This is a genomic window from Dactylosporangium sp. NPDC005555 (assembly GCF_040605635.1).
Taxonomy (GTDB): domain Bacteria; phylum Actinomycetota; class Actinomycetes; order Mycobacteriales; family Micromonosporaceae; genus Dactylosporangium.
Genome location: NZ_JBEXDG010000018.1, coordinates 84427 through 109350, shown reverse-complemented (window position 1 = coordinate 109350; position 24924 = coordinate 84427). Strand labels below are relative to the sequence as shown.

25 protein-coding genes are annotated in these 24924 nt (G+C 73.5%); 12 read left to right on the top strand and 13 right to left on the bottom strand.

Going from position 1 to position 24924, the window contains the following annotated elements; genetic code table 11:
• Positions 1-769: 769 nt before the first annotated feature.
• Positions 770-3013, bottom strand: a complete 2244-nt coding sequence (gene recG / locus ABZS58_RS21865) for an ATP-dependent DNA helicase RecG (RefSeq protein WP_354784151.1) — start codon at positions 3011-3013, stop codon at positions 770-772.
• On the bottom strand, positions 2967-4778 hold the full coding sequence (locus tag ABZS58_RS21860) for a DAK2 domain-containing protein (RefSeq protein WP_354784149.1): 1812 nt from the start codon (positions 4776-4778) through the stop codon (positions 2967-2969). Before ABZS58_RS21860 ends, recG begins: the two co-directional genes overlap by 47 nt.
• Before the next feature lie 219 nt (positions 4779-4997).
• Here ABZS58_RS21860 and rpmB point away from each other — a divergent pair, with 219 nt between their 5' ends.
• The gene (rpmB, locus tag ABZS58_RS21855; RefSeq protein WP_033357799.1) at positions 4998-5189 is read left to right on the top strand and encodes a 50S ribosomal protein L28; all 192 of its coding nucleotides are present in this window, start codon (positions 4998-5000) and stop codon (positions 5187-5189) included.
• A 76-nt stretch (positions 5190-5265) separates the two neighbouring features.
• Here the strand turns inward: rpmB and ABZS58_RS21850 are convergent, their stop codons facing one another.
• The gene (locus tag ABZS58_RS21850) at positions 5266-5733 is read right to left on the bottom strand and encodes a GNAT family N-acetyltransferase (RefSeq protein ID WP_354784147.1); all 468 of its coding nucleotides are present in this window, start codon (positions 5731-5733) and stop codon (positions 5266-5268) included.
• Between the two features lie 28 nt (positions 5734-5761).
• A complete protein-coding gene (locus ABZS58_RS21845; RefSeq protein ID WP_354784261.1) occupies positions 5762-6757 on the bottom strand; it encodes a thiamine-phosphate kinase in 996 nt (331 codons plus the stop codon).
• A 131-nt stretch (positions 6758-6888) separates the two neighbouring features.
• On the opposite strand from ABZS58_RS21845, the gene ABZS58_RS21840 reads away from it, so the two are divergent.
• The 3 genes from ABZS58_RS21840 to ABZS58_RS21830 are packed head-to-tail and all read left to right on the top strand — an operon-like array spanning position 6889 to position 7841.
• A complete protein-coding gene (locus ABZS58_RS21840; RefSeq protein ID WP_354784146.1) occupies positions 6889-7122 on the top strand; it encodes an Lrp/AsnC ligand binding domain-containing protein in 234 nt (77 codons plus the stop codon).
• Positions 7123-7632 (top strand): DUF3515 domain-containing protein, encoded by a 510-nt coding sequence (locus tag ABZS58_RS21835; protein WP_354784144.1) that lies wholly within the window; start codon positions 7123-7125, stop codon positions 7630-7632.
• A 47-nt stretch (positions 7633-7679) separates the two neighbouring features.
• A complete protein-coding gene (locus ABZS58_RS21830; protein WP_354784142.1) occupies positions 7680-7841 on the top strand; it encodes a CHRD domain-containing protein in 162 nt (53 codons plus the stop codon).
• A gap of 2 nt (positions 7842-7843) precedes the next feature.
• Here ABZS58_RS21830 and ABZS58_RS21825 read toward each other — a convergent pair whose 3' ends face one another.
• From ABZS58_RS21825 to ABZS58_RS21810, 4 genes are all read right to left on the bottom strand, one after another.
• Positions 7844-8836: a D-alanine--D-alanine ligase A gene (locus ABZS58_RS21825; protein WP_354784140.1), complete on the bottom strand. Its 993-nt coding sequence runs from the start codon at positions 8834-8836 to the stop codon at positions 7844-7846.
• Positions 8837-8897: 61 nt separating this feature from the next.
• Positions 8898-10007 (bottom strand): cystathionine gamma-lyase, encoded by a 1110-nt coding sequence (locus ABZS58_RS21820; protein ID WP_354784138.1) that lies wholly within the window; start codon positions 10005-10007, stop codon positions 8898-8900.
• Positions 10008-10191: 184 nt separating this feature from the next.
• Entirely contained in the window at positions 10192-11229 is a 1038-nt protein-coding gene (locus tag ABZS58_RS21815; RefSeq protein WP_354784136.1) for an NAD(P)H-dependent glycerol-3-phosphate dehydrogenase, read from the bottom strand.
• Positions 11230-11245: 16 nt separating this feature from the next.
• A complete protein-coding gene (locus ABZS58_RS21810) occupies positions 11246-11953 on the bottom strand; it encodes a lysophospholipid acyltransferase family protein (RefSeq protein WP_354784134.1) in 708 nt (235 codons plus the stop codon).
• Positions 11954-12026: 73 nt separating this feature from the next.
• Here ABZS58_RS21810 and cofC point away from each other — a divergent pair, with 73 nt between their 5' ends.
• The 5 genes from cofC to ABZS58_RS21785 all read left to right on the top strand — a co-directional run bounded on the left by cofC (position 12027) and on the right by ABZS58_RS21785 (position 17666).
• Positions 12027-12659: a 2-phospho-L-lactate guanylyltransferase gene (gene cofC, locus ABZS58_RS21805; protein ID WP_354784132.1), complete on the top strand. Its 633-nt coding sequence runs from the start codon at positions 12027-12029 to the stop codon at positions 12657-12659.
• 137 nt (positions 12660-12796) lie between these two features.
• Entirely contained in the window at positions 12797-12994 is a 198-nt protein-coding gene (locus ABZS58_RS21800; RefSeq protein ID WP_354784130.1) for a cold-shock protein, read from the top strand.
• A 57-nt stretch (positions 12995-13051) separates the two neighbouring features.
• A complete protein-coding gene (locus ABZS58_RS21795; RefSeq protein ID WP_354784128.1) occupies positions 13052-15427 on the top strand; it encodes an RNA degradosome polyphosphate kinase in 2376 nt (791 codons plus the stop codon).
• Positions 15424-16800: a CHAD domain-containing protein gene (locus tag ABZS58_RS21790; RefSeq protein WP_354784126.1), complete on the top strand. Its 1377-nt coding sequence runs from the start codon at positions 15424-15426 to the stop codon at positions 16798-16800. The genes ABZS58_RS21795 and ABZS58_RS21790 overlap by 4 nt, the downstream gene beginning before the upstream one ends.
• Positions 16788-17666 carry an NUDIX domain-containing protein gene (locus ABZS58_RS21785; RefSeq protein WP_354784124.1) on the top strand — a complete coding sequence of 293 codons (879 nt, stop codon included), beginning with the start codon at positions 16788-16790 and terminating at the stop codon, positions 17664-17666. Before ABZS58_RS21790 ends, ABZS58_RS21785 begins: the two co-directional genes overlap by 13 nt.
• 61 nt (positions 17667-17727) lie before the next feature.
• On the opposite strand, the gene ABZS58_RS21780 is transcribed toward ABZS58_RS21785, so the two are convergent.
• From ABZS58_RS21780 to leuC, 3 genes are all read right to left on the bottom strand, one after another.
• Positions 17728-18417 (bottom strand): HU family DNA-binding protein, encoded by a 690-nt coding sequence (locus tag ABZS58_RS21780; protein WP_354784122.1) that lies wholly within the window; start codon positions 18415-18417, stop codon positions 17728-17730.
• Positions 18418-18557: 140 nt separating this feature from the next.
• Positions 18558-19145 (bottom strand): 3-isopropylmalate dehydratase small subunit, encoded by a 588-nt coding sequence (gene leuD, locus ABZS58_RS21775; RefSeq protein WP_354784120.1) that lies wholly within the window; start codon positions 19143-19145, stop codon positions 18558-18560.
• 36 nt (positions 19146-19181) lie between these two features.
• Positions 19182-20594: a 3-isopropylmalate dehydratase large subunit gene (gene leuC, locus ABZS58_RS21770; RefSeq protein ID WP_354784118.1), complete on the bottom strand. Its 1413-nt coding sequence runs from the start codon at positions 20592-20594 to the stop codon at positions 19182-19184.
• A gap of 49 nt (positions 20595-20643) precedes the next feature.
• On the opposite strand from leuC, the gene ABZS58_RS21765 reads away from it, so the two are divergent.
• From ABZS58_RS21765 to ABZS58_RS21755, 3 genes are all read left to right on the top strand, one after another.
• Positions 20644-21330 (top strand): IclR family transcriptional regulator, encoded by a 687-nt coding sequence (locus ABZS58_RS21765; RefSeq protein ID WP_033357786.1) that lies wholly within the window; start codon positions 20644-20646, stop codon positions 21328-21330.
• A 41-nt stretch (positions 21331-21371) separates the two neighbouring features.
• Entirely contained in the window at positions 21372-21671 is a 300-nt protein-coding gene (locus ABZS58_RS21760) for a hypothetical protein (RefSeq protein WP_354784116.1), read from the top strand.
• Between the two features lie 72 nt (positions 21672-21743).
• Positions 21744-23513 (top strand): hypothetical protein, encoded by a 1770-nt coding sequence (locus ABZS58_RS21755; protein ID WP_354784114.1) that lies wholly within the window; start codon positions 21744-21746, stop codon positions 23511-23513.
• Positions 23514-23518: 5 nt separating this feature from the next.
• On the opposite strand, the gene ABZS58_RS21750 is transcribed toward ABZS58_RS21755, so the two are convergent.
• Both ABZS58_RS21750 and ABZS58_RS21745 read right to left on the bottom strand, forming a co-directional pair.
• Positions 23519-23899, bottom strand: coding sequence for a YccF domain-containing protein (locus ABZS58_RS21750; RefSeq protein ID WP_354784112.1), 381 nt, complete (start codon positions 23897-23899; stop codon positions 23519-23521).
• Positions 23900-23906: 7 nt separating this feature from the next.
• Positions 23907-24842 carry an FAD-dependent oxidoreductase gene (locus ABZS58_RS21745; RefSeq protein WP_354784110.1) on the bottom strand — a complete coding sequence of 312 codons (936 nt, stop codon included), beginning with the start codon at positions 24840-24842 and terminating at the stop codon, positions 23907-23909.
• Between the last annotated feature and the right edge of the window lie 82 nt (positions 24843-24924).

The window sequence follows — 24924 nt, the reverse complement described above, 5'->3', positions numbered from 1 at the left end:
CTCGACCATCACCGCGACCGCACCGCTGTGCGACGGCGAGCGGCAGGCCTTCACGCTGGTCTCCTACACCGCCCCGTCGAAGTCCTTCGGGAACCCGCAGTTCGTGTACGCCACGCACACCGCCTCCGTCACCGCCTCGACGCCGTCGGTGACCCTGCGCGTCGACGTGCCCGCCTGCTACACCCAGGTCGACACGGTCTTCGGCACCGACGTGATCAACCCGATCGTCGACGGCGGCCCGCGCTACGGCACCACCAAGGTCGGCGACACCGCCGCTCCCGGCAGCCGGTCGGCGGGCGTGCGGGCCTGGTACAACGGCGGCAACGCGACCTGCGCGCCGAAGCCCGCGGCGACCTTCACCAGCGACTGCGACGCACGTCACCGCACCGCCCGGCACCGCACCGCACCGCACCGCACCGCACCGCACCGCACCGCACGGCAGCATCGCCCGGCACCGCAGCACAGCATCGCCCGGCACCGCACCGCGCACAGCACAACCGGCAGCACGGCCCAGCACCGCACCGCGCACAGCACAACCGGCAGCACGGCCCGGCACCGCAGCACCGCACGGCAGCGCTGCCTGGCACCGCACCGCGCACAGCACCGCAGAGCACCGACGGGCAGGACCGCAGCGGGCCTCAGCGGGGCGCCTGACGCAATCCGCGTCGCCCCGAAGGCGCTTCAGCGGGAGGGCCGGATCGACCACCAGGTCGGTCCGGACCTTTCCCGTGTCCGGGGCGGCCGGCCCGCGGTCACGGCCGGGCGGTCGTCAGCCCTTCTCCAGGTATTCGGCGCGTTCCTCGTCGACGAGGCGGGCGACGGTGGCGGCGAGGCCGGGGTGGCGGGTCAGCTCGCGGTCGTCCTCCAGCAGCTCGAACGCCTCGGCCCTGGCCTCGCCGATCAGGTCGGCGTCGCGGAGCAGGGACAGGAGCCTCAGGTGGGAGCGGTGGCCGGACTGGGTGGCGCCGAGGACATCGCCCTCGCGGCGTTGCTCCAGGTCGAGCTCGGCGAGCTTGAAGCCGTCGGTGGTCGAGGCGACCGCGTCCAGGCGGGTCCTCGCGGCGGTGCCCTCACCGGACTCGGTGACGAGCAGGCACAGGCCCGGCGCGCTGCCCCGGCCGACCCGGCCGCGGAGCTGGTGCAGCTGGGAGACGCCGAAGCGGTCCGCGTCGAGGATCACCATCATCGTCGAGTTGGGCACGTCGACGCCGACCTCGATCACCGTGGTGGCGACGAGGACGTCGATGTTGCCGGCGGCGAACGACCGCATGACGCCGTCCTTCTCGTCGGCGGGCAGCCGGCCGTGCAGGACGCCGACGCGCAGGCCGTGCAGCGGGCCCTCCTCCAGCTGCGGCGCGACGTCGAGGACGGCGAGGGGCGCGCGGCGGTCGTCGTCGCCGGGGGCCAGGTCCTCGCCGTCGGACTTCGCGTCGCCGATGCGGGGGCACACGATATACGCCTGGTGGCCGGCGGCGACCTCCTCCCGGATGCGGCGCCACGCCCGGTCGAGGAAGGCGGGCTTGTCCGTGGCCGGCACCACGTGCGACGCGATCGGCGAGCGCCCGTTGGGCAGCTGGCTGAGCACCGAAGTCTCCAGGTCGCCGAAGACGGTCATCGCGACCGTGCGCGGGATCGGCGTCGCCGTCATGACCAGCACGTGCGGCGGCTGGTCGGCCTTGGCGCGCAGGGCGTCGCGCTGCTCCACGCCGAAGCGGTGCTGCTCGTCGACGACGATGAGGCCGAGGTCCTTGAAGGTGACGCCCTCATACAGCAGCGCGTGCGTGCCGACGATGATCCCCGCGGCGCCGGAGCCGATCTCGTCCAGCACCTTGCGCTTGGCCGCGGCGCCCAGCGAGCCGGTCAGCAGCGCCACCCGGGTCGCGTCGGGGGCGGCGTCGAGCTCGCCGGCGCGGGCCATGCCGCCGAGCAGGTCGAGGACGTTGCGGTGGTGCTGGGCGGCGAGGACCTCAGTCGGGGCGAGCATCGCGGCCTGCCCGCCCGCGTCGACGACCTGCAGCATGGCCCGCAGCGCGCACACGGTCTTGCCGGAGCCGACCTCGCCCTGCAGGAGCCGGTGCATCGGGTGCGGCCGGGCCAGGTCCGTGGCGATCTCGGCACCGACGTCGCGCTGGCCGCGGGTCAGCTCATACGGCAGGCCGGCGTCGAACGTCGACAGCAGCCCGTCGTCGCGCGCCGGGCGCGCCCGGGCGGGCCAGTCGGCGGCGCGGTGCTTGCGCTGGACCAGGGTCAGCTGGAGCGCGAACGCCTCGTCCCACTTCAGCCTGCGCCGCGCGAAGAACAGCGACTCGCGGGACTCGGGGCGGTGGATCTCCCGGAGGGCCTTGTCGAGCGAGGAGAGCTTCCTCTTGGCCCGCACGGTCGCCGGCACGGGATCAGGGGTCGGTGGCAGCACGTCCAGCACCGTGCGCACGGCCGCCGCGATCCGCCAGGTCGGCACCTTCGCGGCCGCCGGATAGACGGGGATGATCGCGCCGGCGAACTCCTCGACGCTCTCCTCGCCCTCGGCGCCGTCAAGCAGGATGTAGTCGGGCTGGTTGAGCTGCAGTTTGTTCTGGAAGCGGCCGACCTTGCCGGAGAACAGCCCCCATCTGCCGGGCCGCAGCTGCGACTCGCGCCACGGCTGGTTGAAGAACGTGACGCTCAGCTCGCCGCCGCTGTCGTCGCCGACGACCACCTCCAGCAGCGACCCGCGCTTGCCGGCGGTCTTGCCCCTCTGCGAGGTGAACGTCCGCGACGACACCCGCTTCACCTGCCCGAACACCGTGACCTCGGTGTCCATCTCCAGGGAGCGGATGTCGGTGTGCTCGCCGCGTTCCTCATATCGCCGGGGGAAGTGATAGACCAGGTCACCGACGGTGTGCAGGTTGAGGCTGTCGGCGAGCAGCTTCGCGCCGTTGCCGATCACCTTCTGCAGCGGTGTGGTCAGGTCGATCTCGGTCACCGGCTCACTCCACCCCGACCAGCAGCGGATAGTGCGGCTGGTCTCCCTCATAGCACTGCACCTCGACGAACGGCCACACCCCCGCGACGTGCCGCCGCAGCGTCTCCCCCAGCCCGGAGGGCGCCCCCTGCCCCTCGATGAGGGTGACCAGCTCCCCGCCGGCCAGCAGCATCCGGTCGAGCAGCAGGCACGCGGTGCGCTCCAGGTCCTGCCCGATGAGGTTGACCTCCCCGTCGACGATCGCGAGCACGTCCCCGAGCTGGCATCGCCCGGCGACGGTGAGCGCCTCCCGGGCCGCGACGGTCAGCTCCGCCGACCGGCACCGCGCGGCGGCCTCCGCCATCGCGATCACGTCGTCCTCGAACCTGCGGCCCGTGTCGCGCACCGCCATCGCGGCGAGCGCCTGCACCGGCGACCGGGTGGGCACGACCCCGGCCCTGATCCCGGCCGCCCTGGCTTCCGCGGCCGCCGCGTTGGCGATGGCGAGGACGTTGGCGTCGTTGGGCAGGACCACGACCCTGGACGCGCCCGTCGCCCGGATCGCGGCGAGGACCTCCCCCGTCGACGGCGTCCCGGTCACCACCGTGGCCCCCTCGGCGGCGAGCAGCTCGGCGAGGCCCCGTCCGCTGCACACGACCACCACCCCGGACGCGGCGGACCGCGGCGCGTCGCCGGACGGCTCCCGCAGTGGCTCCGCCACCCAGAACGACCCGGTCGACTCGAACCCGGACGCGCCGGAGGCAACGGCAGGCGCGGGAGAACCGGCCGACGCGGGAGAACCGGCCGGCGCGGGAGAACCGGCCGGCGCGGACGAGGCAGGCGACCCGGGCAACGCGGAAGCCGATCCGGTCGGCCCTGCCACATGGGCCGACCGCTGCTCGGCGATCTGCTCGGCGAACCTCGTCACGGTGATCCTGCTCGGCCGCCCGGCCGTGATCCCTGCCTCGATCGCGGCCCCGACATCATTGACGTGGACATGGACGTGCCAGGTGGGATCGTCGCCGACGATCACGAGCGAGTCGCCGAGCGCGCCGAGCGCTGCCCGCAGCGGCCCGATCGCCGGCTCGGGGGCGTCGAGCAGGAACTGCACCTCATAGCCGAACTCGACGGACCCGGCCTCGCGCTCCATGAACCCGGCCGGGACGGCGGCGGCACCGGGTCGCAGGGTGTCGAACCCGGGCGCCGCCTCCCCGGTCAGCGACGTCACGAACGCCTCCAGCAGCACGACCAGGCCCTGCCCACCGGCGTCCACGACACCGGCCCTGGCCAGCGCGGGCAGCTGCTCCGGAGTCCGCGCGAGCGCGACCCGCGACGCCTCGGCCGCCGCCCGGGCCACCTCGACGACACCGCCCCTGCCCGCCGGTGAACCGCCCGCGATCGACAGGGCGGCGGACGCGGCGGCGGACGCGACCGACAGCACCGTGCCCTCCACCGGAGCGGCCACCGCGGCATATGCCGAGTCCGCGGCCCGCCCCAGCGCCGCCGCGAGCTCGGACGGTCCGACGGCACGCGCCGTGGCCAGGGAAGACGCGAGGCCCTTCAGCAGCTGGGCCAGGATGATGCCCGAATTGCCCCGGGCGCCCAGCAGCGCGCCGCGCGCCGCGACCGCGAGCAGCTCCGCCGCCCCCGCGGAGGCCGGCGCGGCGGACACGGCGGCGGTGGCGGCGGACATGGTCAGCGCCAGGTTGGTCCCGGTGTCGCCGTCAGGCACGGGATAGACGTTGAGCGCGTCGATCTCGGACCGGTGCCGGCGCAGCGCGTCGAGACCGACGGCACACCACCGGCGAACCGCAGCCGCGTCCACACTCTCTGGCACGCGCCAGAGCCTATCGGCGACCACCGACATTTTCCCCGCCCGCCACCCGCGCCCCGCGCAGCGGGCGCCCGGCAAGGGCCGATTGGGTGTCCACGGGTCCCATCAGGTAACCTTGCGGGGTTGCCCGCCGGTTCGCCGGTCGGTGACACCTGGAATCCGCCGCCGGCCTGCCCGGTGGAGGGCTCCAGCCCGAGACGCAATCAATCCCAGGAGATCCCCGTGGCTAGCGTGTGCGACGTCTGCGGCAAGGGACCGGGCTTCGGCCACAACGTGTCCCACTCGCACCGGCGGACCAACCGCCGTTGGAACCCCAACATTCAGACGGTGCGCACCCCTGCCGGTGGCGGCACCACGCGGAAGGTGCAGGCATGCACCTCCTGCCTCAAGGCCGGCAAGGTCGTTCGCGGCTGATCGCCTGCACCAAGCACCTGCGGCAACGCACGGAGAAGCCCCGCGACCGATCGTCGCGGGGCTCTTTCGTGTGCGGCTACAGCTCGCGCCCGAAGGAACGGACGCTCGGGTAGCCCTTGTAGTGCCCGAAGTCGGGAATCAGCGAATACCCGACCGCCGTGTACAGGGCGATCGCCTCCGGCTGCGCCGTCCCCGTCTCCAGCCAGATGCGCTTGCGCCCGGCGCTGCGAGCGGAGTCCTCGACGGCCGCGACCAGCCGGCGGGCCAGGCCCAGCCCCCGGAACGCCGGCGCCACGTAGAGCCGTTTCAGCTCCGCGGTGCTCTCGTCCTCGGCGAAGGTCCGCCAGCCGCAGCACCCGGCGGGCACGTGGTCGGCGTACACGACGAAGAAGCCGCCCATCGGCGGGTCGAACTCACCGGGCTGGATGGGGGTGGTGTCCCCGTCCCCGCCGTAGCGCAGGCTCAGGTCGGCGAGCGTGGCACTGATCAGTTCGGTGGCGACCCGCGAGCCGTAGCGGGTCAGACGGATGTCGAGCTCAGTCACGCGTAAAGGGTATAGAAGCGTTCACTCGTTACCGGAAGTGGTCCCAGCCCGGCGCTCCGCCGGTGTACCGCCTACCGTCCACGGTCACCCCGTCACCCGCGGTGAAGAGGCTGGCCGGCAGGACCTCGCCGATCACGCGCCAGTCGTCGGGCAGCTCCACGGACGCCGGGAAGGTGGCCGCGAGGGCGTGGTCGTCGCCGCCGGCGAGGATCCAGCCGTAGGGGTCGACGCCGAGGGCGGTCGCCGCGTCGCGCATCTGCTCGGGCACCACGAACGCGGAGCGGTGCAGGTCGATCCCGACGCCGCTGGCGGTCGCGATGTGGCCCAGGTCGGCGAGCAGCCCGTCGGACACGTCGATCATGGAGGTGGCGCCGAGCCGGGCGCCCGACGGACCGGCCGAGTAGGGCACCTGCGGCCGCCGGTGCGCCTCGACCAGCAGTTTCGGGGAGCGGAAGCCACGGGAGAGGATGGTGTACCCGGCCGCCGCGTACCCGATCCGCCCGCAGATCGCGACGACGTCGCCAGGGTGCGCCCCGGTGCGGACCAGCGGCGCCCGGCCCTCCAGGCTGCCCAGGGCGGTCACCGCGATGGTCAGCGTGGGACTGGCGGACATGTCACCGCCGACGACGACCGCGCCGACCTTGCCCGCCTCGGCGGCCAGCCCGTCCGCGAGTTCCTCCGCCCAGGTGATCTCGAGGTCGGCGGGGGTACAGAGCGCGACGAGCAACGCCGTCGGCCGGGCCCCCATCGCGGCGATGTCGGCGAGGTTGGCGGCGGCGGCACGGTGGCCGATGTCGCGGGCCGTGGACCAGTCGCGACGGAAGTGCCGGCCGTCCACGAGCACGTCGGTGCTGGCCACGACCCGCCCGTCAGGTGCCGCGACCAGGGCCGCGTCGTCGCCGGGCCCCAGCAGGACCAGGGGCGACGCCGCCCCGAGCCGGGCCGTCACCCGTGAGATGAGCCCGAACTCCCCGGCGGTTGCAACGGTCACCCGTCCTCCAAAATTCAACAAGAAATCGATCATCGCGTGCGCGATGTTGCGGTTGACGCAGCGTGTCGTGGCACGATCACGCACGGCTGCTGCTCCGCCACCGTCAATGGTGCGGTAGGTTCAGCGCTGATCAGCGCTCGCGCGGCGCAGGAAGGAGTCGTGTCGTGGTCCAGGCATACATCCTGATCCAAACAGAGGTCGGCAAGGCACGCGATGTGGCGACCGCCATCCAGGAGCTGGGCGGGGTCGTCCGGGTCGACGCGGTGACCGGGCCTTATGACGTTGTGGTGCTCACGGAGGCGCGCAGCGTCGACGAGCTGGGCAAGCTGATCGTCAGCAACGTGCAGCTGGTGCCCGGCATCACCCGCACGCTGACCTGCTCGGTGGTGCACTTATAGATGACGGCTAGCCCCGCCAGGCTCGCCACCGTCACCGCGATCCCCGTCGCGCTGGTGGTGGGAGTCCTGGCGTTCTGGCTGCTCGGGGGCTTTCCCAAGGCGGCGGCCACCGGACCGGTCCGCACCGACGCGGCGTCGATGGACGACGCCACGACGGGGATCTGCCGTGCGCTGGTGGCGCGCCTGCCCGAGTCGCTCGGCGGGCTGCACCGCCGCCCCGTCAGCGCCGGCCCCGAGCAGAACGCGGCGTTCGGCGACCCGGCGATCGTGCTGTCCTGCGGCACCGTCGGCAGGCGGGCGGTTCCGCAGGACGCCCAGCTCATGGGTCTGTCGGACGTATGTTGGTATCCGGAGGAGCGAAGCGGCGAGACCGTCTGGACGACGGTGGACCGCCAGGTCCCGCTGCGGGTCGTGGTGCCGGCGAAGGCCGACGGCGCGTGGCTGGTCAACCTCTCGGCGCCGATCGTCGCGGCCGTGCCGTTCGCCGATCCGGGCACGACCCACTGCTAGACACCGATCTCCCCTCGGTCAGCACCAACCGGACGAGAGGGAGATCGATGCGTACTGTGCCGGCCGCCGCGCTGACGGAGCCGGCGTGCACCGGCCTCGGCGGGAAGCCGGTCCGGCGCCTGCGCGACGACCCGGAGCGCTACCACGTCAACGTGCACTCGTCGACGTTCCCGGACGGTGCGCTGCGCGGGCAGCCGCACCGCTCCTGACGTCAGTGCAGGCCGGTCCCACGCCGGACCGCGGCCTTGACCAGTCTGGAGATCAGCGTCCGGTACGAGACGCCGCCGGCCTGCCACACGACGGGGAACGCGGCACCCGGGTCGAAGCCGGGCATGGTGTCGATCCTGTCGAAGAGGATGTCGCCGGCGGGCGTGACCGTGCACTCGACCATGGCCAGCCCGGCGCAGTCGAGCGTGACGAACGCCTCCACGGCCAGGTCACGGACCCGGCGCTCGACGGCGCGGTCGAGGTCGGCGGGGGCGGTGACGACATCCCCGTCGACCTCACCGGGCACGCTCGACTCGGGACCGTCCGACGCGCCGGTGTCCAGGACGCCGACCGTGATCCGCCGGCCTGCGGGCGCGGCGGTGACGACGACCTTGGCGTCGACGGTGCGGGCCAGGTCGACCGCCGCGGGCAGCGCGGCCCAGTCGGTGACCCCGGTCACGCCACCGGCACCGCGGGCCGGGCGCACGACGACGGGCAGCCCGAGCCGCTCCCGGTCGGCCGCGGTGACCTCCGCCGAGCCTCTGAGCACCACATATGGGGCGACGGGCAGCCCCGCGGCGACCGCCAGCTTGCGCGAGAAGTCGTGATCCACGGCCACGGACGCCGCCAGTACACCGGAACCCACATACGGCAGGTCGGCCATCTCCAGCAGGCCCTGGATCGTGCCCTCGTCGCCGAACGCGCCCTGCAGCACGGGGAAGACCACGTCGATGCCGCGGAGCCGGGCGACCCCCTCCCGGGCGTCGACGACGGTGACCGCCGCACCCGCCGGCACCAGCTCGGTGGACGGGCCCCCGGACCGCGCGGCCTCGCTGAGCACCCAGCGGCCCTCGCGGGTCACGCCGATCGGCACGATCTCGAACTCGTCGGTGTCGAGGGCGTCGAGGAGGTCGGCGGCGCCGACGCTGGACACGGCGTGCTCGGTGCTGCCACCGCCGAACACGACGGCGACCCGGGTCTTCTCTGGCGTTTCCACGCGCCGACCCTAACCGCAAGGTCAAGCCGGCGCTGTCGGCTGGTCAGCACCCCACCCTGGGTCAGGAGCCGAGTGCGTCCAGTGCCTGCCGTACGTCGGCGACCAGGTCATCGGTGTCCTCGACGCCACACGAGAAGCGGATCAGGCCGTCGGGGGTGTCGTCGCCCCACTGCGCGCGGCGGTCGGCGGAGGTGTGCAGCCCGCCGAAGGACGTGGCGGCGAACACCAGACCCGCGGCCTGCAGGAACCGGTCCACGGCGGCCTTGTCGGCGAGGGTGAACGTGACCACGCCGGGGACGCGGCGCATCTGCCGGGACGCGACCGCGAACGCGGGATCCCCGGGACGGCCCGGCCAGCGCACCGACCCGACCGCCGGGTGCGCCGCGAGCAGCTCGGCGACCGCCGCGGCGTTGGCGGTCTGACGGGCCAGGCGAAGGTCGAGGGTGCCGATCGAGCGGTGCGCGAGCCACGCCTCGAACGGACCCGCGACCGCGCCGGTGGAGCCCCGCCACGCCGTGAGGGCCGCGGCGTGCCCGGCGTCGCGTGTGCAGACATAGCCGAGCAGGATGTCGGAGTGGCCGGTCAGGGCCTTCGTGCCGGACGCGACCGAGAAGTCGGCGCCCAGGTCGAGGGGGCGCTGCCCGAGCGGGGTGGCGGTGGTGTTGTCGACCGCGACGAGCCCGCCGCCGGCGTGGACGCGCGCGGCCAGCGCGGCGATGTCGCACACGTCGAGCCCCGGGTTGGCCGGGGTCTCCAGCAGCAGCAGCCGGACGTCCTCCAGCGCGGGGTAGGGGCCGGCGGTGGGCACCTCGAGGACCGTGACGCCCCGCCCGGCCAGATGCGAGGACGCGAACGCCCTGGTCTTGTAGTAGCCGTCGCCGGGCACGACGACGGTGTCGCCGGGGCGCAGCACGCTGAGCAGCACCGCGCTCACCGCGGCCATCCCGGAGGCGAACGTCACACACTCGCCGCCCTCCAGAGCGCCGATCGCCGCCTCCAGGGCGCGCCAGGTCGGGTTGTCGGTGCGGCCGTAGCCGTCGACGCCGGGCTGCGGTCCTTCGACGGGATCCAGATGGTACGGCGCGCCGAAGGCCGGACCGGGCAGGAACGGCCGGCCGGGCACGGGCTCCGGCAGCCCCGCGTGCACGACCCGCGTGCCATCACCAGTCATGGCGTCCCCTCCGCTTCGCTCCGGCGCCGCCCTGACCCAATCTGCGCCCCCGATGCCCGGCTCCTCGCTCCGCTGCGGACCGGTCATGACGTCCCCTCCGCTTCGCTCCGGCGCCGCCCCGACCCGAAACTGCGCCCCCGATGCCCGGCTCCTCGCTCCGCTGCGGACCGGTCATGCGGAAAATCTACTGATGCTCCCCCGTGGAGGGCACCCCGGGCCGCTCGGGCTTCGTCTCGCGGGCCATCAGCGCGGCGAGCGCCCGCAGCGGGTCGACACCCTCGTGGCAGACCAGCTCGACCTGCTCGGTGATCGGCATCTCCACGCCGACGCTGCGCGCCAGGTCGCGGATCGACAGGCAGCTCTTGACCCCCTCGGCGGTCTGCCGGGTCGCGGCCTGCGCCTGTTCGAGGGTCTCGCCGCGCCCGAGGTGCTCGCCGAACGTGCGGTTGCGCGACAGCGGCGACGAGCAGGTCGCCACCAGGTCGCCGAGGCCGGCCAGCCCGGCGAACGTCATCAGGTTGGCACCCAGCGCGCCGCCGAGGCGGGTGGTCTCCGCCAGGCCGCGGGTGATCAGCGTCGCCCGGCTGTTGTCGCCCAGGCCCAGCGCGGAGGCCATGCCGTAGGCGAGGGCGATCGCGTTCTTCACGGCGCCGCCGAGCTCACACCCGATGACGTCGTCGTTGGTGTACGGCCGCAGGTAGCGCGTGCTGATCGCGCGCTGCACGAGCTCGGCCCGGCGGATGTCGGTGCAGGCCACGACCGTCGCGGCGGGCTGCTCCGCGGCGATCTCGGGGGCGAGGTTGGGGCCGGTGACGACGGCGATGCGGTCGGGCTCGACCCCGGCGGAGTCGACGATCACCTCGCTCATCCGCTTGAGTGTGCCCAGCTCGATGCCCTTCATCAGGCTGACGAGCGTGGCGTCGGAGCGGATCGTGCCCGCCCAGGCGCCCAGGTTGTCGCGCAGCGTCTGCGACGGCACGGCGAGCACGACCAGGTCGGCGCCGTCGATCGCCTCGGCGGCGTCACACGTCGCGGTGATCGCGCCGGGCAGCCATGTGCCGGGCAGATAGTCCGGGTTCACGTGCCGCTCGCGGATCGCCTCGGCCACGGCCGGCCGGCGGGCCCAGACGGTGACGTCGGGGGTGCCCGCGTCGGCCAGCAGCTTCGCGAAGACCGTCCCCCACGATCCGGCCCCGAGCACGGCGGCCCGTCGAACGCTCATCTGCACTCCGTCTCACTCATGCCATCGTCCTGCGGGGTGTCCACAGCGGCGGCGGGGTCCCGCCGCGGATCTCCACGAGCATGTCGCGCAGGTGCAGCATGATGTGGTCGGTGATCTCGTTGAGCGTCTGGGCGGTCGGCTGCGCGTCGTCCCAGGCCGACAGATCGATCGGGTCGCCGGCGATGATCCGCACGTCGGCGCGGGGCAGCAGCTTCAGCTTGCTGGTGCGCGGGTCGTAGATCCGCTCCGGGCCCCACATGACGATCGGGATCATCGGCGCGCGGGTGTCCAGCCACAGCCGCGCGGCGCCGGTCTTGCCCCGCATCGGCCACAGGTCGGGCTCGCGGGTGGTGGTGCCCTCCGGGTAGATGACCACCGCCTCGCCGGTGCGGACGCCGTTGCGGGCGGCCTCCAGGGCCTTCACCGCGTCGGTGGTGCCGCGGTGGACCGGGATCTGGTGGTTGGCCCGCAGCAGGTAGCCCAGGACCGGCACGTTGAAGAGGCTGGCCTTGGCCAGGAACGACGGCCAGCGGCCCGCGTCGTAGATGTAGTGCGCGACGGCGAGCGGGTCGGCGTGGGAGATGTGATTGACCACGATGATCACCCCGCCCTCGGCGGGGATGTGCTCCATGCCGGTCCAGGTGCGGCGGGTCAGCACCCGCATCGTGGGCTTCACGGTCGTGACGGCGAAACGCCGCCAGAATCCGAGCCTCCGGCGTGTCATCTCACCCTCCCCTCACGGTTCTGCTGCGAATCATGCCACTGCCGGGCGCCGGGGCGCCGTGTCAGGATGGGTCATGCTCAGCACCTGGATGGCCACCTGGACTGCCGTGGTGCCGGTCAAGCCGCTCAGTGCGGCGAAGACCCGGCTGCGCGGCGCCGTCCCGGAGGCTACGCATCCCGGGCTGGTCCTGGCCATGGCCCGCGACACGGTCGCCGCCGTGCTCGCCTGCCCGGCGGTCGCCGCGGTGGTCGCGGTCTGTGACGACCCGCTCGTGCGGGCCGGTCTGGTCGCCGCGGGCGCCACCTGCCTGCCCGACACCCCCGCCGCCGGGCTCAACGCCGCCCTGACCTTCGGCGCCCGGGCCGCCGCCGGCGCTCCGGTGGTCGCGCTGACCGCCGACCTGCCCGCGATGCGCCCCGCCGACCTCACGGTCGTCCTGGCCGAGGCGTCCCGGCTGGGCCGCCGCGTGTTCGTGCCGGACCTGGAGGGCAGCGGCACGGTCCTGCTCGCCGCGCCCGCCGGGCTGCCGCTCGACCCGCACTTCGGGCCCGGCTCGGCGGCGGCGCACCTGCGCTCGGGCGCGGTCCGGCTCGACGGCGACTGGCCCGGCCTGCGCCGCGACGTCGACACCGCCGCCGACCTCGACGCCGCCGGCGGCCTCGGCCTGGGCACCCACACCGGCGAGATCCTCTGCACCCGCGCGTGACCTCGTCCAGGACGACGCGGCGCGGCTCCCGCGGCCTCGTCCAGGACGACACGGCGCGGCCCGCGCGTAACAGACCTGACGCACGGCCGCAGTCACGCGAAACACGCATCGAAATCCGCGCGCGGTAGCGTGGACTGATGCAGGGGACAGTGGCGACGTTCGACGAGGACACCCGCACCGGGACGGTGCTGCTCGACGACGGTGCGCAGCTGCAGTTCCCGGCCGCCGCGTTCGACGCGTCGGGGCTGCGCCACCTCCGTCTCGGACAGCGGGTCCGCATCGACCGTGACCCCGAGGGTGTCGTCGTGAAGGTCACACTGCCCACGTTGCCGTAGCCGCCAAGCAGCGGGAAGTTCATGTTCAGACCGGCACAAACGGGCCATGATGATCCGGTGGACGAAACGCCTACCGGTCGCAGCCGCCCCCGTAACGCAGCACAACGCCCCGACCCGCAGAGCGCGCCCCCCAAGGCCGCCCCGCGCAAGGCGGCACCGCGACGGGCGGCCCCCGCGGCGGGCGGGACGCCACGTGTCCGTCGGGCGACGAAGGCCGCGGCACCAGGAACTGGCGAAGACGTCCAGGTCAAGCCCGAGGAGGTCACCATGAGCGAGACGGTGACGGAGCAGTCCGCGCTGGTCCCCACCCAGAAGACCCCGGACGGGTCGCCGGCGGGAGCGGAGCACGACGCGCTGGTCGTCCCGATCGAGAAGCCGCTGCCGGAGGACCGCTACCTCAACCGGGAGCTGTCCTGGCTCGACTTCAACGCCCGCGTCCTGACCCTCGCCGAGGACCCCTCGACCCCGCTGCTGGAGCGGGCGAAGTTCCTCGCCATCTTCGCCAGCAACCTCGACGAGTTCTACATGGTCCGCGTCGCGGGCCTGAAGCGGCGGCTGCAGACCGGCATCCCGGTGCGCCGCCCAGGGTTCCTGCCGCCGACGGAGCAGCTGGAGCAGATCGCGGAGCGCACCACCGCCCTGGTCGCCCGCCAGTCGCGGGTGTTCGCCGAGGAGATCGCCCCGGCGATGGCCGAGGAGCACATCCACATCGTGCGCTGGAGCGAGCTCGACCCGGCCGAGCGGGAGCGGATGCGCACCTCGTTCCGCGAGCAGATCTTCCCGGTGCTGACGCCCCTCGCGGTCGACCCCGCGCACCCGTTCCCCTACATCTCCGGCCTGTCGCTCAACCTGGCGGTCGTGGTGCGGGAGCACGACGGCGGCGCCGAGCTGTTCGCCCGGATCAAGGTGCCCAACAATGTGCCGCGCTTCTACGCGCTGGACCGCATCACCCGCGACGGTGTCCGCACGGTGCGCTTCCTGCCGGTCGAGGAGCTGATCGCGGCGCACCTCGGGCAGCTGTTCTCCGGGATGCAGGTCGTCGAGCACCACCTGTTCCGGGTGACCCGCAACGCCGAGGTCGAGCTCGACGAGGACCGCGACGAGGACCTGCTGCAGGCCCTGGAGCGGGAGCTGGCGCGGCGCCGCTTCGGCCCGCCGGTCCGCCTGGAGGTCGCCGCCTCGATCTCCGACCATGTCCTGGAGCTGCTCGTCCGCGAGCTCGACATGGACTCCCACGACGTGCTGCGGGTGCCTGGCCTGCTCGACCTGACCGCGCTGTGGGAGATCTACAACGGTGTGGACCGGCCGTCGCTGAAGGACAAACCGTTCGTGCCGGCGACCCACCCGCACTTCGCCGAGGGCGAGACCCCGCGCAGCGTCTTCGCCCGGCTGCGCGACCACGACATCCTCGTGCACCACCCCTACCACTCGTTCTCGACCAGCGTGCAGCGCTTCGTCGAGCAGGCCGCCGCCGACCCCAACGTGCTCGCGATCAAGCTCACGCTGTACCGGACCAGCGGCGACTCACCGATCGTCGACGCCCTCGTCGACGCGGCCGAGGCCGGCAAGCAGGTCGTCGTGCTGGTCGAGGTGAAGGCGCGCTTCGACGAGAAGGCCAACATCGGCTGGGCCAGGACGCTGGAGCGGGCCGGCTGCCACGTCGTCTACGGCCTCGTCGGGCTCAAGACCCACACGAAGACCGCGCTGGTCGTGCGCCAGGAGGGCAACCACATCCGGCGGTACTGCCACGTCGGCACCGGCAACTACCACCCGAAGACGGCCCGCCTCTACGAGGACTACGGGCTGCTCACCGCCGACCCCGAGGTCGGCGCGGACCTCACCGACCTGTTCAACGTGCTGACCGGGTACAGCCGCCAGACCTCCTACCGGCGGCTGCTGGTCGCGCCGCACGGGGTCCGCCGCGGCATCATCGACCGCATCGACCGGGAGATCGCGCTCGGCGAGCAGGGCCTGGTCCAGTTGAAGGTCAACTCCCTGGTCGACGAGGAGATCATCGACTCGCTCTACCGGGCCAGCCAGGCCGGGGTGAGCGTCGACCTGATCGTGCGCGGCATCTGCTCGATCCGCCCCGGCGTGCCGGACCTCTCGGAGAACATCCGGGTCCGCTCGGTGCTCGGCCGGTTCCTGGAGCACTCGCGGGTGTTCCGCTTCGGCCGCGACGCCGCCGCCGAATACTGGATCGGCTCCGCGGACCTCATGCACCGCAACCTCGACCGGCGGGTCGAGGCCCTGGTCAAGGTCACCGACCCGGCCGCGGCCGGCGAGCTCGACCGGGTGCTGAAGCTCATGATGAGCGACGAGACCGGCGCCTTCGAGCTGGCCGGCGACGGCACCTGGCACCGGCGGCCCGGCAAGAACCCGCAGGAGGCGCTGCTGCGCCGCATCATCGACAGGATCGAGCCCACCACGTGAGATTCCTCGTCCGAGACGGCTTCACGCTGCCCGACCTGGCAGGGTCCGCCGGGCCGGGCAGCGCCGTCACCCTCGACGCCACCTTCCACGACACCCCGGACAGCGCGCTCGCGCGGGCCGGGGTGTCGCTGCGCCAGCACCGCGACGGCTCCTGGTCGCTGCTGCTGCCGGGCCGCGGCGGCGAGCTGCACCGCCCGGCCGCCGGCGCCGGGGTCGTCCCGCCGGACCTGCTGGACGCGGTGACCGCGTTCCGCCTCGACGCCGGCGTCGCCGCGGTCAGGACGGTCCGCGCGGCCGTCCACGTGCTGTCCCCGGCGGGTGCCGTCCTGGCCGAGGTCCGCGTCCTGTCGGCGCGCGCCACCGGCCGGCGGCCCAGCCGGGTCGAGGTGGCCCTGGTCGGCGGCGCCGCCGAGGACCTGGCCCGCATCGCGGAGCGGCTGACCGCCGCCGGTGCGGTGCCCGACCCCGCCGACGCCGGCCCGTCCGGTGACGACGGCAGCGCCGGCGCGGTGGTCGCGGGCGCGCTGCGGTCCGAGGTGACGCGGATCCTGCGGCACGACGCGTTCGCCCGGCTGCGCGAGACCATGCCCGACGGCGACACCCCCGTGCACCAGATGCGGGTCGGCACCCGGCGGCTGCGCAGCGACCTGCAGACCTTCCAGGCGCTGCTCGACCCGGCCTGGAGCCGGCCGCTGCGGGCGGAGCTCGGCCGGCTGGCCGGCGCGCTCGGCGGCGCCCGCGACATCGAGGTGATGCGGGCCCGGCTGCACGTGACCGCCGCGGCCGACCCGCTGGTGGCCGTCGACACCGGGTCGGTCGCCCGGATCGACGCCACGCTCGCCGGTCGTCAGGAGACGGCGCTGTCGGCGTTGGACGAGGCGCTGCGCTCACCGCGGTACGTGCCGCTGCTGCACGAGCTGGTGCGCCCGCCGCGGCTCGTGGGCCGGCACGCGGCCCCCGCCGTCAAGGTGCTGCCGGGGCTGGTGCGCAAGCCGTGGCGGCAGTTCGAGGCCGGCGCGGCCGCGCTCACCCCGGACCTGCCCGACGACGACTGGCACGAGGTGCGGAAGCTGGCCAAGCGGGCCCGCTACGCCGCCGACGCCGCCGCCCGGATCGTGGGCCCGGAGGCGGCGGTGCTGGCGAAGCGGATCGCGAAGGCGCAGAAGGTCCTCGGCGACCATCAGGACGCCGCGACCGCCGCCGACACGTGGTTGTTCGTCGCGCGGTTCCTCGACCGTGGCGACCACCGCCTCGCCGTGACGGCGGGCAGACTGTTCGAGCGCGAGCGGGCCGCGGTCACCCGGGCACGCGCCGCGTTCCCGGCGGTGTGGGCGGCGGTCTGTGAGGAGAACACCACAGCATGGTTGAAGTGAACACGGTCGTCCGCGCGGCGGGTGGCGTGGTGTGGCGCCCGGCGGGCGGCGGCACCGAGGGTGCGGAGATCGTGCTGGTGCACCGCCCGCGCTACGACGACTGGTCCCTGCCCAAGGGCAAGCTCGACGCCGGCGAGCACGAGCTGACCGCGGCCGTGCGGGAGGTCCACGAGGAGACCCTCGTGCACGGCGTACCGCAGGCGCGGCTGCCCTCGATCCGCTACCTGACGAGCGAGCCGGGCGTGGAGAAGCTCGTCGAGTTCTGGTCGATGCGGGCCCTGGTGTGGCGGGACCGGCCGGCCGACGACGAGATCGAGGAGGCGCGCTGGGTGCCGGCGGAGCAGGCGCCAGCGCTGCTGAGCTACGCGCACGACCGGGGCGTGGTGAAGGCGTTCCTGGACCTGCCGCCGGTGACCGCGGTGGTGGCGCTGGTGCGGCACGCGCACGCCGGCAGACGCAAGGAATGGACCGGCCCGGACGCGGAGCGCCCGCTGGACCACGCCGGCGTGGGGCACGCGGAGGCGCTGAGCGGCCTCCTGCGGCTCCTGCGGCCGCAATGGGTGGTGTCGGCCACCCCCCTGCGGTGCCGGCAGACGGTGGAGCCGCTGGGCATCGCGTACGACCTGGACGCCGCGTTCGACGAGGGCCGCTCGCCCGGGGCGGCCGCGGACGCCCTGCGGGGCATCGCCGCGCGGGGCGGGGCGACGGTGGTGTGCAGCCAGGGCAAGCTGATGCCGCCGCTGCTGACCGCATTGACCGGCCGGACCAATGTGGACTTCCACACCCGCAAGGGCACCGGGTGGATGCTCACCTTCAGCGGCGACCGGCTCGTCGGCTGGGATCCGGTGCGCCCGCTGCGGGTCTGACGGGCCGCGACGGCAAGGGGCGGCGCCGCGGGATCCGCGGCGCCGCCCCTTCTTGCGTTGCCTACTTGGCGGTGGCGGCCTTCTTGGCGGGCGCCTTCTTGGCGGCCGTCGTGGTGGACGCCGTGGTGGTCTTGCGCGCCGTCGTCGACACGGCGGCCTTCGTGGCCTTCGTGGTGGCCTTCTTGGCGGGGGCGGCCTTGGTCGCGGCGGTCTTGGCCGGGGCGGCCTTCGCGGCGGCCTTGGTCGCCGTCGCCTTGGTGGCGGCCTTGGCCGGAGCGGCCTTCGCCGTGGTGGCCTTGGCGGTGGTCGCCTTGGCGGTCGTTGCCTTGGCGGTGGTCGCCTTCGCCGTGGTGGCCTTGGCGGTGGTGGCCTTCGCCGTGGTCGCCTTGGCGGTCGTCGCCTTCGCGGCGGTGGTCTTCGTGGCGGTGGTCTTCGTGGCGGCGGCGGCCTTCTTGGCCGGAGCGACCTTCGGCACCTTGCCGGCGGCGACCATCTCGCGGAAGCTGGCGCCGGCCCGGAACGCGGGCACCGACGTCTTCTTCACCTTGACGGCTTCACCGGTGCGCGGGTTACGCGCGGTTCTCGCACCACGCACGCGCTTCTCGAAGACACCGAAACCGGTGATGGCAACCTTGTCGCCCTTGGTCACGGCAGCCTGGATCTCGGCCAGCACCGCGTCCAGCGCCGCGTTTGCCGACTTCTTGTCGCCCAGGCGAGCGCTGAGCGCCTCGATGAGCTCGGCCTTGTTCACGTTGTTTCCTCCCGTACCAGAAATGAAGTCCCTGTGGGCAAGGTATCCCAACGCACACAGGATACAAACATATGACGGAAAAGAAATCGTTGTGGAGCAACGGATCCGGCCGGAGGCTCATCGAGACGCCCTGCTGGTGCCTAGTGAACGACCGGTGTCCACTCGGGACGGCCTTGTTCGAAGGCGGTGATGGCGTCTTCGTGGCGCAGCGTCAGACCGATGTCGTCCAGGCCCTCCAGCAGGCGCCAACGGCTGAAATCGTCGATCGGGAAGGACCATTCGCGGTCCCCCGCGCGCAACTGGCGCTCCCGCAGATCGACCGTTACCGCCAACCGCGGATCGGCTTCGATCGCGGCCCACAGTTCCTCGACGAGTTTCAGGTCCAACTCGACGGGCAGGAGCCCGGCCTTGAGCGAGTTGCCCCGGAAGATGTCCCCGAAACGGGGCGCGACGACGGCCTTGAAGCCGTAGTTCTGCAACGCCCACACGGCGTGCTCACGCGACGATCCGGTGCCGAAGTCCGGCCCGGCGACAAGGATCGAGGCGCCCGTGTACGCGGGATTGTTGAGCACGAATGCGGGATCCGAGCGCCACGCGTTGAACAAGCCGTCCTCGAACCCGGTGCGGGTGACGCGCTTGAGGTAGACGGCGGGGATGATCTGGTCGGTGTCCACGTTGGACCGGCGCAGCGGGACGGCCGTGCCGGTGTGGACGGTGAACTTCTCCATGTCAGATTCTGCCTGTCTTCGCTTCGGCTGTTTCGGCTAGTTCAGGTCCGCGGGCGCCGCGAGGTGGCCGGCGACGGCGGTTGCGGCGGCGACCTGCGGCGACACCAGGTGGGTGCGCCCACCACGGCCCTGCCGGCCCTCGAAGTTGCGGTTGGAGGTCGAGGCGGAGCGCTCGCCCGGCTTCAGCGTGTCCGGGTTCATGCCCAGGCACATCGAGCAGCCCGCGAAGCGCCACTCGGCGCCGGCCGCGGTGAAGACCTCGTTGAGGCCCTCCTCCTCGGCCGCGGCGCGGACCGACGCGGACCCGGGCACGACGAGCATGCGCACGCTGTCGGCGACCTTGCGCCCGCGCAGCACGTCGGCGGCGGCCCGCAGGTCCTCCAGCCGCCCGTTCGTGCACGAACCGAGGAAGACCACGTCGACCGCGACGTCGCGCAGCGGCGTGCCCGGCGTCAGGTCCATGTACTCCAGCGCCCTCTGCGCCGCGACGCGGTCGGCGTCCTCGGCGAAGTCGGCCGGGTCCGGCACGCTCGCGCCCAGCGGCGCGCCCTGGCCCGGGTTGGTGCCCCAGGTGACGAACGGGGTGAGGTGGGTGATGTCGAGCGTGACCTCGGTGTCGAACTTCGCGCCCTCGTCGGTGCGCAGCGTCTCCCAGTAGGCCCTCGCGCGGTCCCAGGTCTCGCCCTTCGGCGCGTACTCCCGGCCCTCGACATACGCGAACGTGGTCTCGTCCGGCGCGATCATGCCGGCCTTGGCGCCCCACTCGATGGACATGTTGGAGACCGTCATCCGGCCCTCCATCGACATCCGCTCGATCGCGGGTCCGCGGTATTCCACGACGTGGCCGCGGCCGCCGCCGGTGCCGACCTGGGTGATGAGCGCCAGCACCAGGTCCTTGGCCGTGACGCCCGGGGCGAGCTCGCCGACGACGTTGACCGCCATCGTCTTCAGGTGCGGCTGCGGCAGCGTCTGGGTCGCCAGGACGTGCTCGACCTCGCTGGTGCCGATGCCGAACGCGATCGAGCCGAACGCGCCGTGCGTGGAGGTGTGCGAGTCGCCGCACACGATCGTCATGCCCGGCTGGGTCAGGCCCAGCTGCGGTCCCATGACGTGGACGACGCCCTGCTGCGCGTCGCCGAGCGAGTGCCTGCGCACGCCGAACTCGTCGCAGTTGCGCCGCAGCGTCTCGATCTGGGTGCGCGACACCGGGTCGCTGATCGTCAGCAGGTTGTCGGTCGGCGTGTTGTGGTCCTCGGTCGCGATCGTCAGCTCCGGACGCCGCACCGGGCGGCCGCCGAGGCGCAGCCCGTCGAACGCCTGCGGGCTGGTGACCTCGTGGACCAGGTGCAGGTCGATGTACAGCAGATCGGGCTCGCCTGCGGCGGAACGGACGACGTGCGCGTCCCACACCTTCTCTGCGAGCGTCCGCGGTCGTGCTTCTCCCACCATCTGGACATCCTAAAGTTTGGGAGGTATGTTTCGGTCTGTGGGACACAGTATGAGCGGTGTTGGCGTGCTCGACAAGGCGGTGGTCATTCTGGCCGCCTGTGTCGACGGCGCCAGCCTGGCCGAACTGGTGGACCGGACCAAGCTTCCCCGGGCAACGGCGCACCGGCTCGCACAGGCCCTGGAAATCCACCGATTGCTCGTTCGTGACGCGCAGGGACGCTGGCGGCCGGGGCCGCGTCTCGGCGAGCTCGCCAACGCGGCACCCGACGTTCTCCTGACCGCGGCCGAGCCGATGCTCACCGCACTGCGCGACGCGACCGGCGAAAGCGCGCAGCTCTACCTCCGCCGGGCCGACGAGCGGCTCTGCGTGGCCGCCGCCGAGCGGGCCAGCGGCCTGCGCGACACGGTGCCGATCGGCTCGGTGCTGCCGATGACCGCCGGCTCCGCCGCCCAGGTGCTCCTCGCGTGGGAGCCGCCGGAGGCCGTCATGCCGCTGCTGCCGCGCTGCAAGTTCACCGGCCGCACCCTCGCCGAGGTCCGCCGCCGCGGCTGGGCGCAGAGCGTCGCCGAGCGCGAGGCCGGCGTGGCCAGCGTCTCCGCGCCGATCCGCGACCGCACCGGCCGGGTCATCGCGGCGATCAGCGTGTCGGGCCCCATAGAGCGGCTCGGCCGGCGCCCCGGCGACCGGCACGCGATGGCGGTGGTGCGGGCTGGACAACGCCTGTCCGGCCTGTAGCCTCCGGCTCATCGAGCAAAGCTTGACCGGAGGAGTCACCGATGCCTGAGTCCACCCCTGCTGCTCCTGAGCCGATCGACGACGGCCTTTCCGAGGCGCCCGACACCCCGGAGGGTGAGGCGTCCGGTGTCGGTCAGGCCCCCTCGGGCGGCCCGGACCGTCCGACGACCGGCCCGGGCTCGCCCAGCCCCGACGGGCCGCAGCGCCCCGCTCCGCCCACCGTGCCCGGTCCTCCGGCTCCGGCGCCCGCGCCGGCCGGGGGCAAGGGCGGGTGCCTGAGCATGGTGCTCGGCCTGATCGTCCTGGTCGCCGCGCTGCTGGGCATCGCCGCCCAGTTCTAGCCGTTCATCGGGTGCTCTCGGGCGCCACCGTCCCCTTAGGATTCGGCGAATTCGACGGGGAGGAGCATCACCATGTCCGAGAGCACCCATCCACCCGACGGCACCGGCGCCGCGCCGGAGCCCGATGCCATCCAGAGCGCTGCCGCACCGCAGCCCGACGGCATCGAAAGCGCCGCCCTGCCGGAGCCTGACGTCATCGAGTCACCGCAGCCGCCCCGATCGCGGCGGCTCGCCGTCGTCCTGAGCACCGCCGCCGTCGTGCTGGTGGTCCTGCTCGGCGGTGGCGCGTTCGCCCTCGCCCGGATGTGGAACGGCCCGACCGGCACCCTGCCCGAGGACCTCGTGCCCGGCTCGGTGGCCGCGTTCGCCCGCGTCGACCTCTCCCCCGGCATCGGCCAGCGGCTGAAGGTCGAGGCGTTGCTGCGCAAGGCCGGCGGCAGCGGCCCGAAGACCCTCGACGCCACGAAGCGCGACATCTTCGCCGATCTCGACGCTCCGATCGGCTACGAGGACGTCGCCGGCTGGTTCGACGACCGGATCGGCATCGCGGAGTGGGCCGACCCGGGCCGCGACGGCAGGGGGGTCACGCTCGTCGCCGTCTCCTCCCGCGACGACGACAAGGCCCGCAAGGCGCTCACCGCCGCGCAGCAGAAGGCGGGCACCGACCGGCTCGGCTTCGTCGCCGGCGACGGGCACGTCCTGCTCGCGTTCGGCGGCAAGGACCTCCAGCGGGCCGCGACCGACGCGGCCGCCGCCGCGAAGAAGGCGCCGCTGTCGAAGGAGCCCGCGTTCACCGCGGCCGTCGCCAAGCTCCCCAGCGGCCAGCCGGGCCTCGCCTGGGCGGACCTGGCCCGCGCCACCGACCTGCAGCAGGCCTTCTTCGGGTACGACCTCGAGGACGGCGAGGAGGACGTCGCCGGTCCCCCGATCGCGCTGCCGGAGCTCAAGGGCACGCTCGTCGCCGGTGTCCAGGCCGGCGACGACGGTCTCGAGGTCCGCGCGCGGGTCACCGGCGGCTCCGGCCTGCCGCTGACCGGCGGCACCGGCGCCGCCGATGCCCTGGCGCTGCTCAGCGCGCTCCCCGCCGGCGCCACCGCGGCCGGGGCGGGCGCGGGGCCGCTCGGTGACCTGTCGCTGTTCGGCAGCGGCGGCCACCTGCTGTCCTCGGTGCTGTTCCCGGCCACGCTGTTCGCCGGCCTCGGCGACCTCGACCCGGACTCCCTGCCGCCCCCGCCCGGCGTCGACCCCGGCCTCGTGGTCACCCTGCCGCCCGGCCTCGACCCCAGCGACCCCGAGTCGGTGCAGCGGTATCTCGAGCAGCACCCCGAGCTGCTCGACCGGCCCGGCGGCGCCGTCCTCACGTTCGAGCGCCGGGGCGGCCTGGACCCGCAGGAGGTCGGCAAGGCCAACGACGCGCTGGGCAAGGCCCTCGCGGCCGCGACGTCGGTGACCTTCGCCGTGGCCGGGCCGCAGGGCAAGCCGGAGGACCAGGGCAGGCCCGGGGAGCTCAGCAGCCCGCTGCAGGTGGACCTGCGCCTCGCCGACGCGGCCGCCGCCAAGCAGCTGCAGGCCGACCTCGCCGAGCTGCTGAAGGTCGGCGGCACCGTCTGTGAGGTCCGCGACGACCACGTGATCCTGCGCACGAAGACGTTCGCCGCCGGTGCCGGCGGAACCCTCGCGGACGACGCGGGCTTCCGCGCCGCGACGGCCGGCGGGATCCCTGCCGCCACCGCCGCGTTCTACGTCGGCGGCGGCGACATCGCTCCCGCCAAGGCGATCGGTGTCACCGTCGGCCGCGACGGCGCCGACACCGTCGTCATGGCGCGGATCCTGATCGGCTGAGCCGGTCAGTCCAGGTCCACGACCTCGCGGCCCAGCGGCCAGAACGCGGCCGGCACGAGCTTGAAGTTCGCGATCCCGAACGGGATCCCGATGATCGAGATGCACAGCGCGATGCCGGCGGTGATGTGGCTCAGCGCCAGCCACCATCCGGCGAGCACGACCCACAGCACGTTGGCCAGGCCCGTCGCCACCCCGGCGTCGGGCTTGGCCTGCACCGTGCGCCCGAACGGCCAGAGCGAGTAGACGGCGAGGCGCCACGAGGCCACCCCGAACGGGATCGTGATGACGAGCACGAAGCAGATCAGCGCGGCGAAGGCGTAGCCCACGAACAGCAGGAGGCCACCTCCGAAGACGAGCCACAGCACGTTCAGGATGAAGCGAATCATGCTTCGATCATCCCTCTGCCGCGCCACCGCACAGGGTGAGGACCTCCTCGGCGCAGCCCCAGGACAGGGTGACGCCGGCACCGCCGTGGCCGTAGGCGTGCACGACCCGTACACCCGCCGCCGGCGCCGACGGGTCCAGCTCGACCCTGGCGCCGCCGTGCCGGGCGGGCCGCAACCCGGCCGCCTGCCACAGCACAGGCGCCCCGGCCAGCTCCGGGACCAGCTCCGTGCACCTGGCGAGGATCGCCGCGGTGGTGGCGGGGTCGACGGTCGTGTCCCACTCGCCGGGCTGGTAGGTGCCGCCGAGGACCACGTCGCGGCTGCGGGGGTGGATGTACGTCATCCCCGCCGGGTGTTCCTCGTCACGCACCGAGGTGACGAGTCCCGGGTTGGCGACGCCGACGACCTGGCCGCGGGCCGGGTATACGGCCGGGTCGTCCGCGAGCTCCCGCGCGCCGAGGCCGCCGCAGTTGACCACGAGGCCGTGCGGCAGGTCGGACAGGCGACCGACCCGCTGCCGCACGACCCGGCCGCCGGCGGCCACGAACCGGTCCCGCAGCCACCGCAGGTACGTCACCATCTCGACGGAGGGGACGGTGAAGCGCCACTCGCCCGCCTCCTCCTGGAAGCCGGGCACCGCCGCCGCCCACCAGGGCGTGGTGTGCGGCCGGCGCAGGAGCATGCGGGTGGGCCGGGCGACGACCCCGGGCACGCCCGCCGCCGCCTGCGCGCTCAGCTCGTCGAACGTGCGCACGGCCCAGCTCAGGACCCGGGGGTCCGCGTCGGTATGGCTGGGATACCAGACCGCGGCGGCGAGGCCGGACACGGTCCGCCCGGGCTCGTCGGCGGTCACGACCGTCACCGCGTGGCCGTGCTCCTGGAGGCGGACCGCGCAGGTGAGGCCGATGATCCCCGCGCCGAGCACCGTGATGTCGCTTCCCATGCCGTCCACGTCACCACGCGCGGGCCGGTGCCGTCCAAGACCGGCCTTCCGCACGCGGTCGGCGTGATCGCGCCCCCAGCCT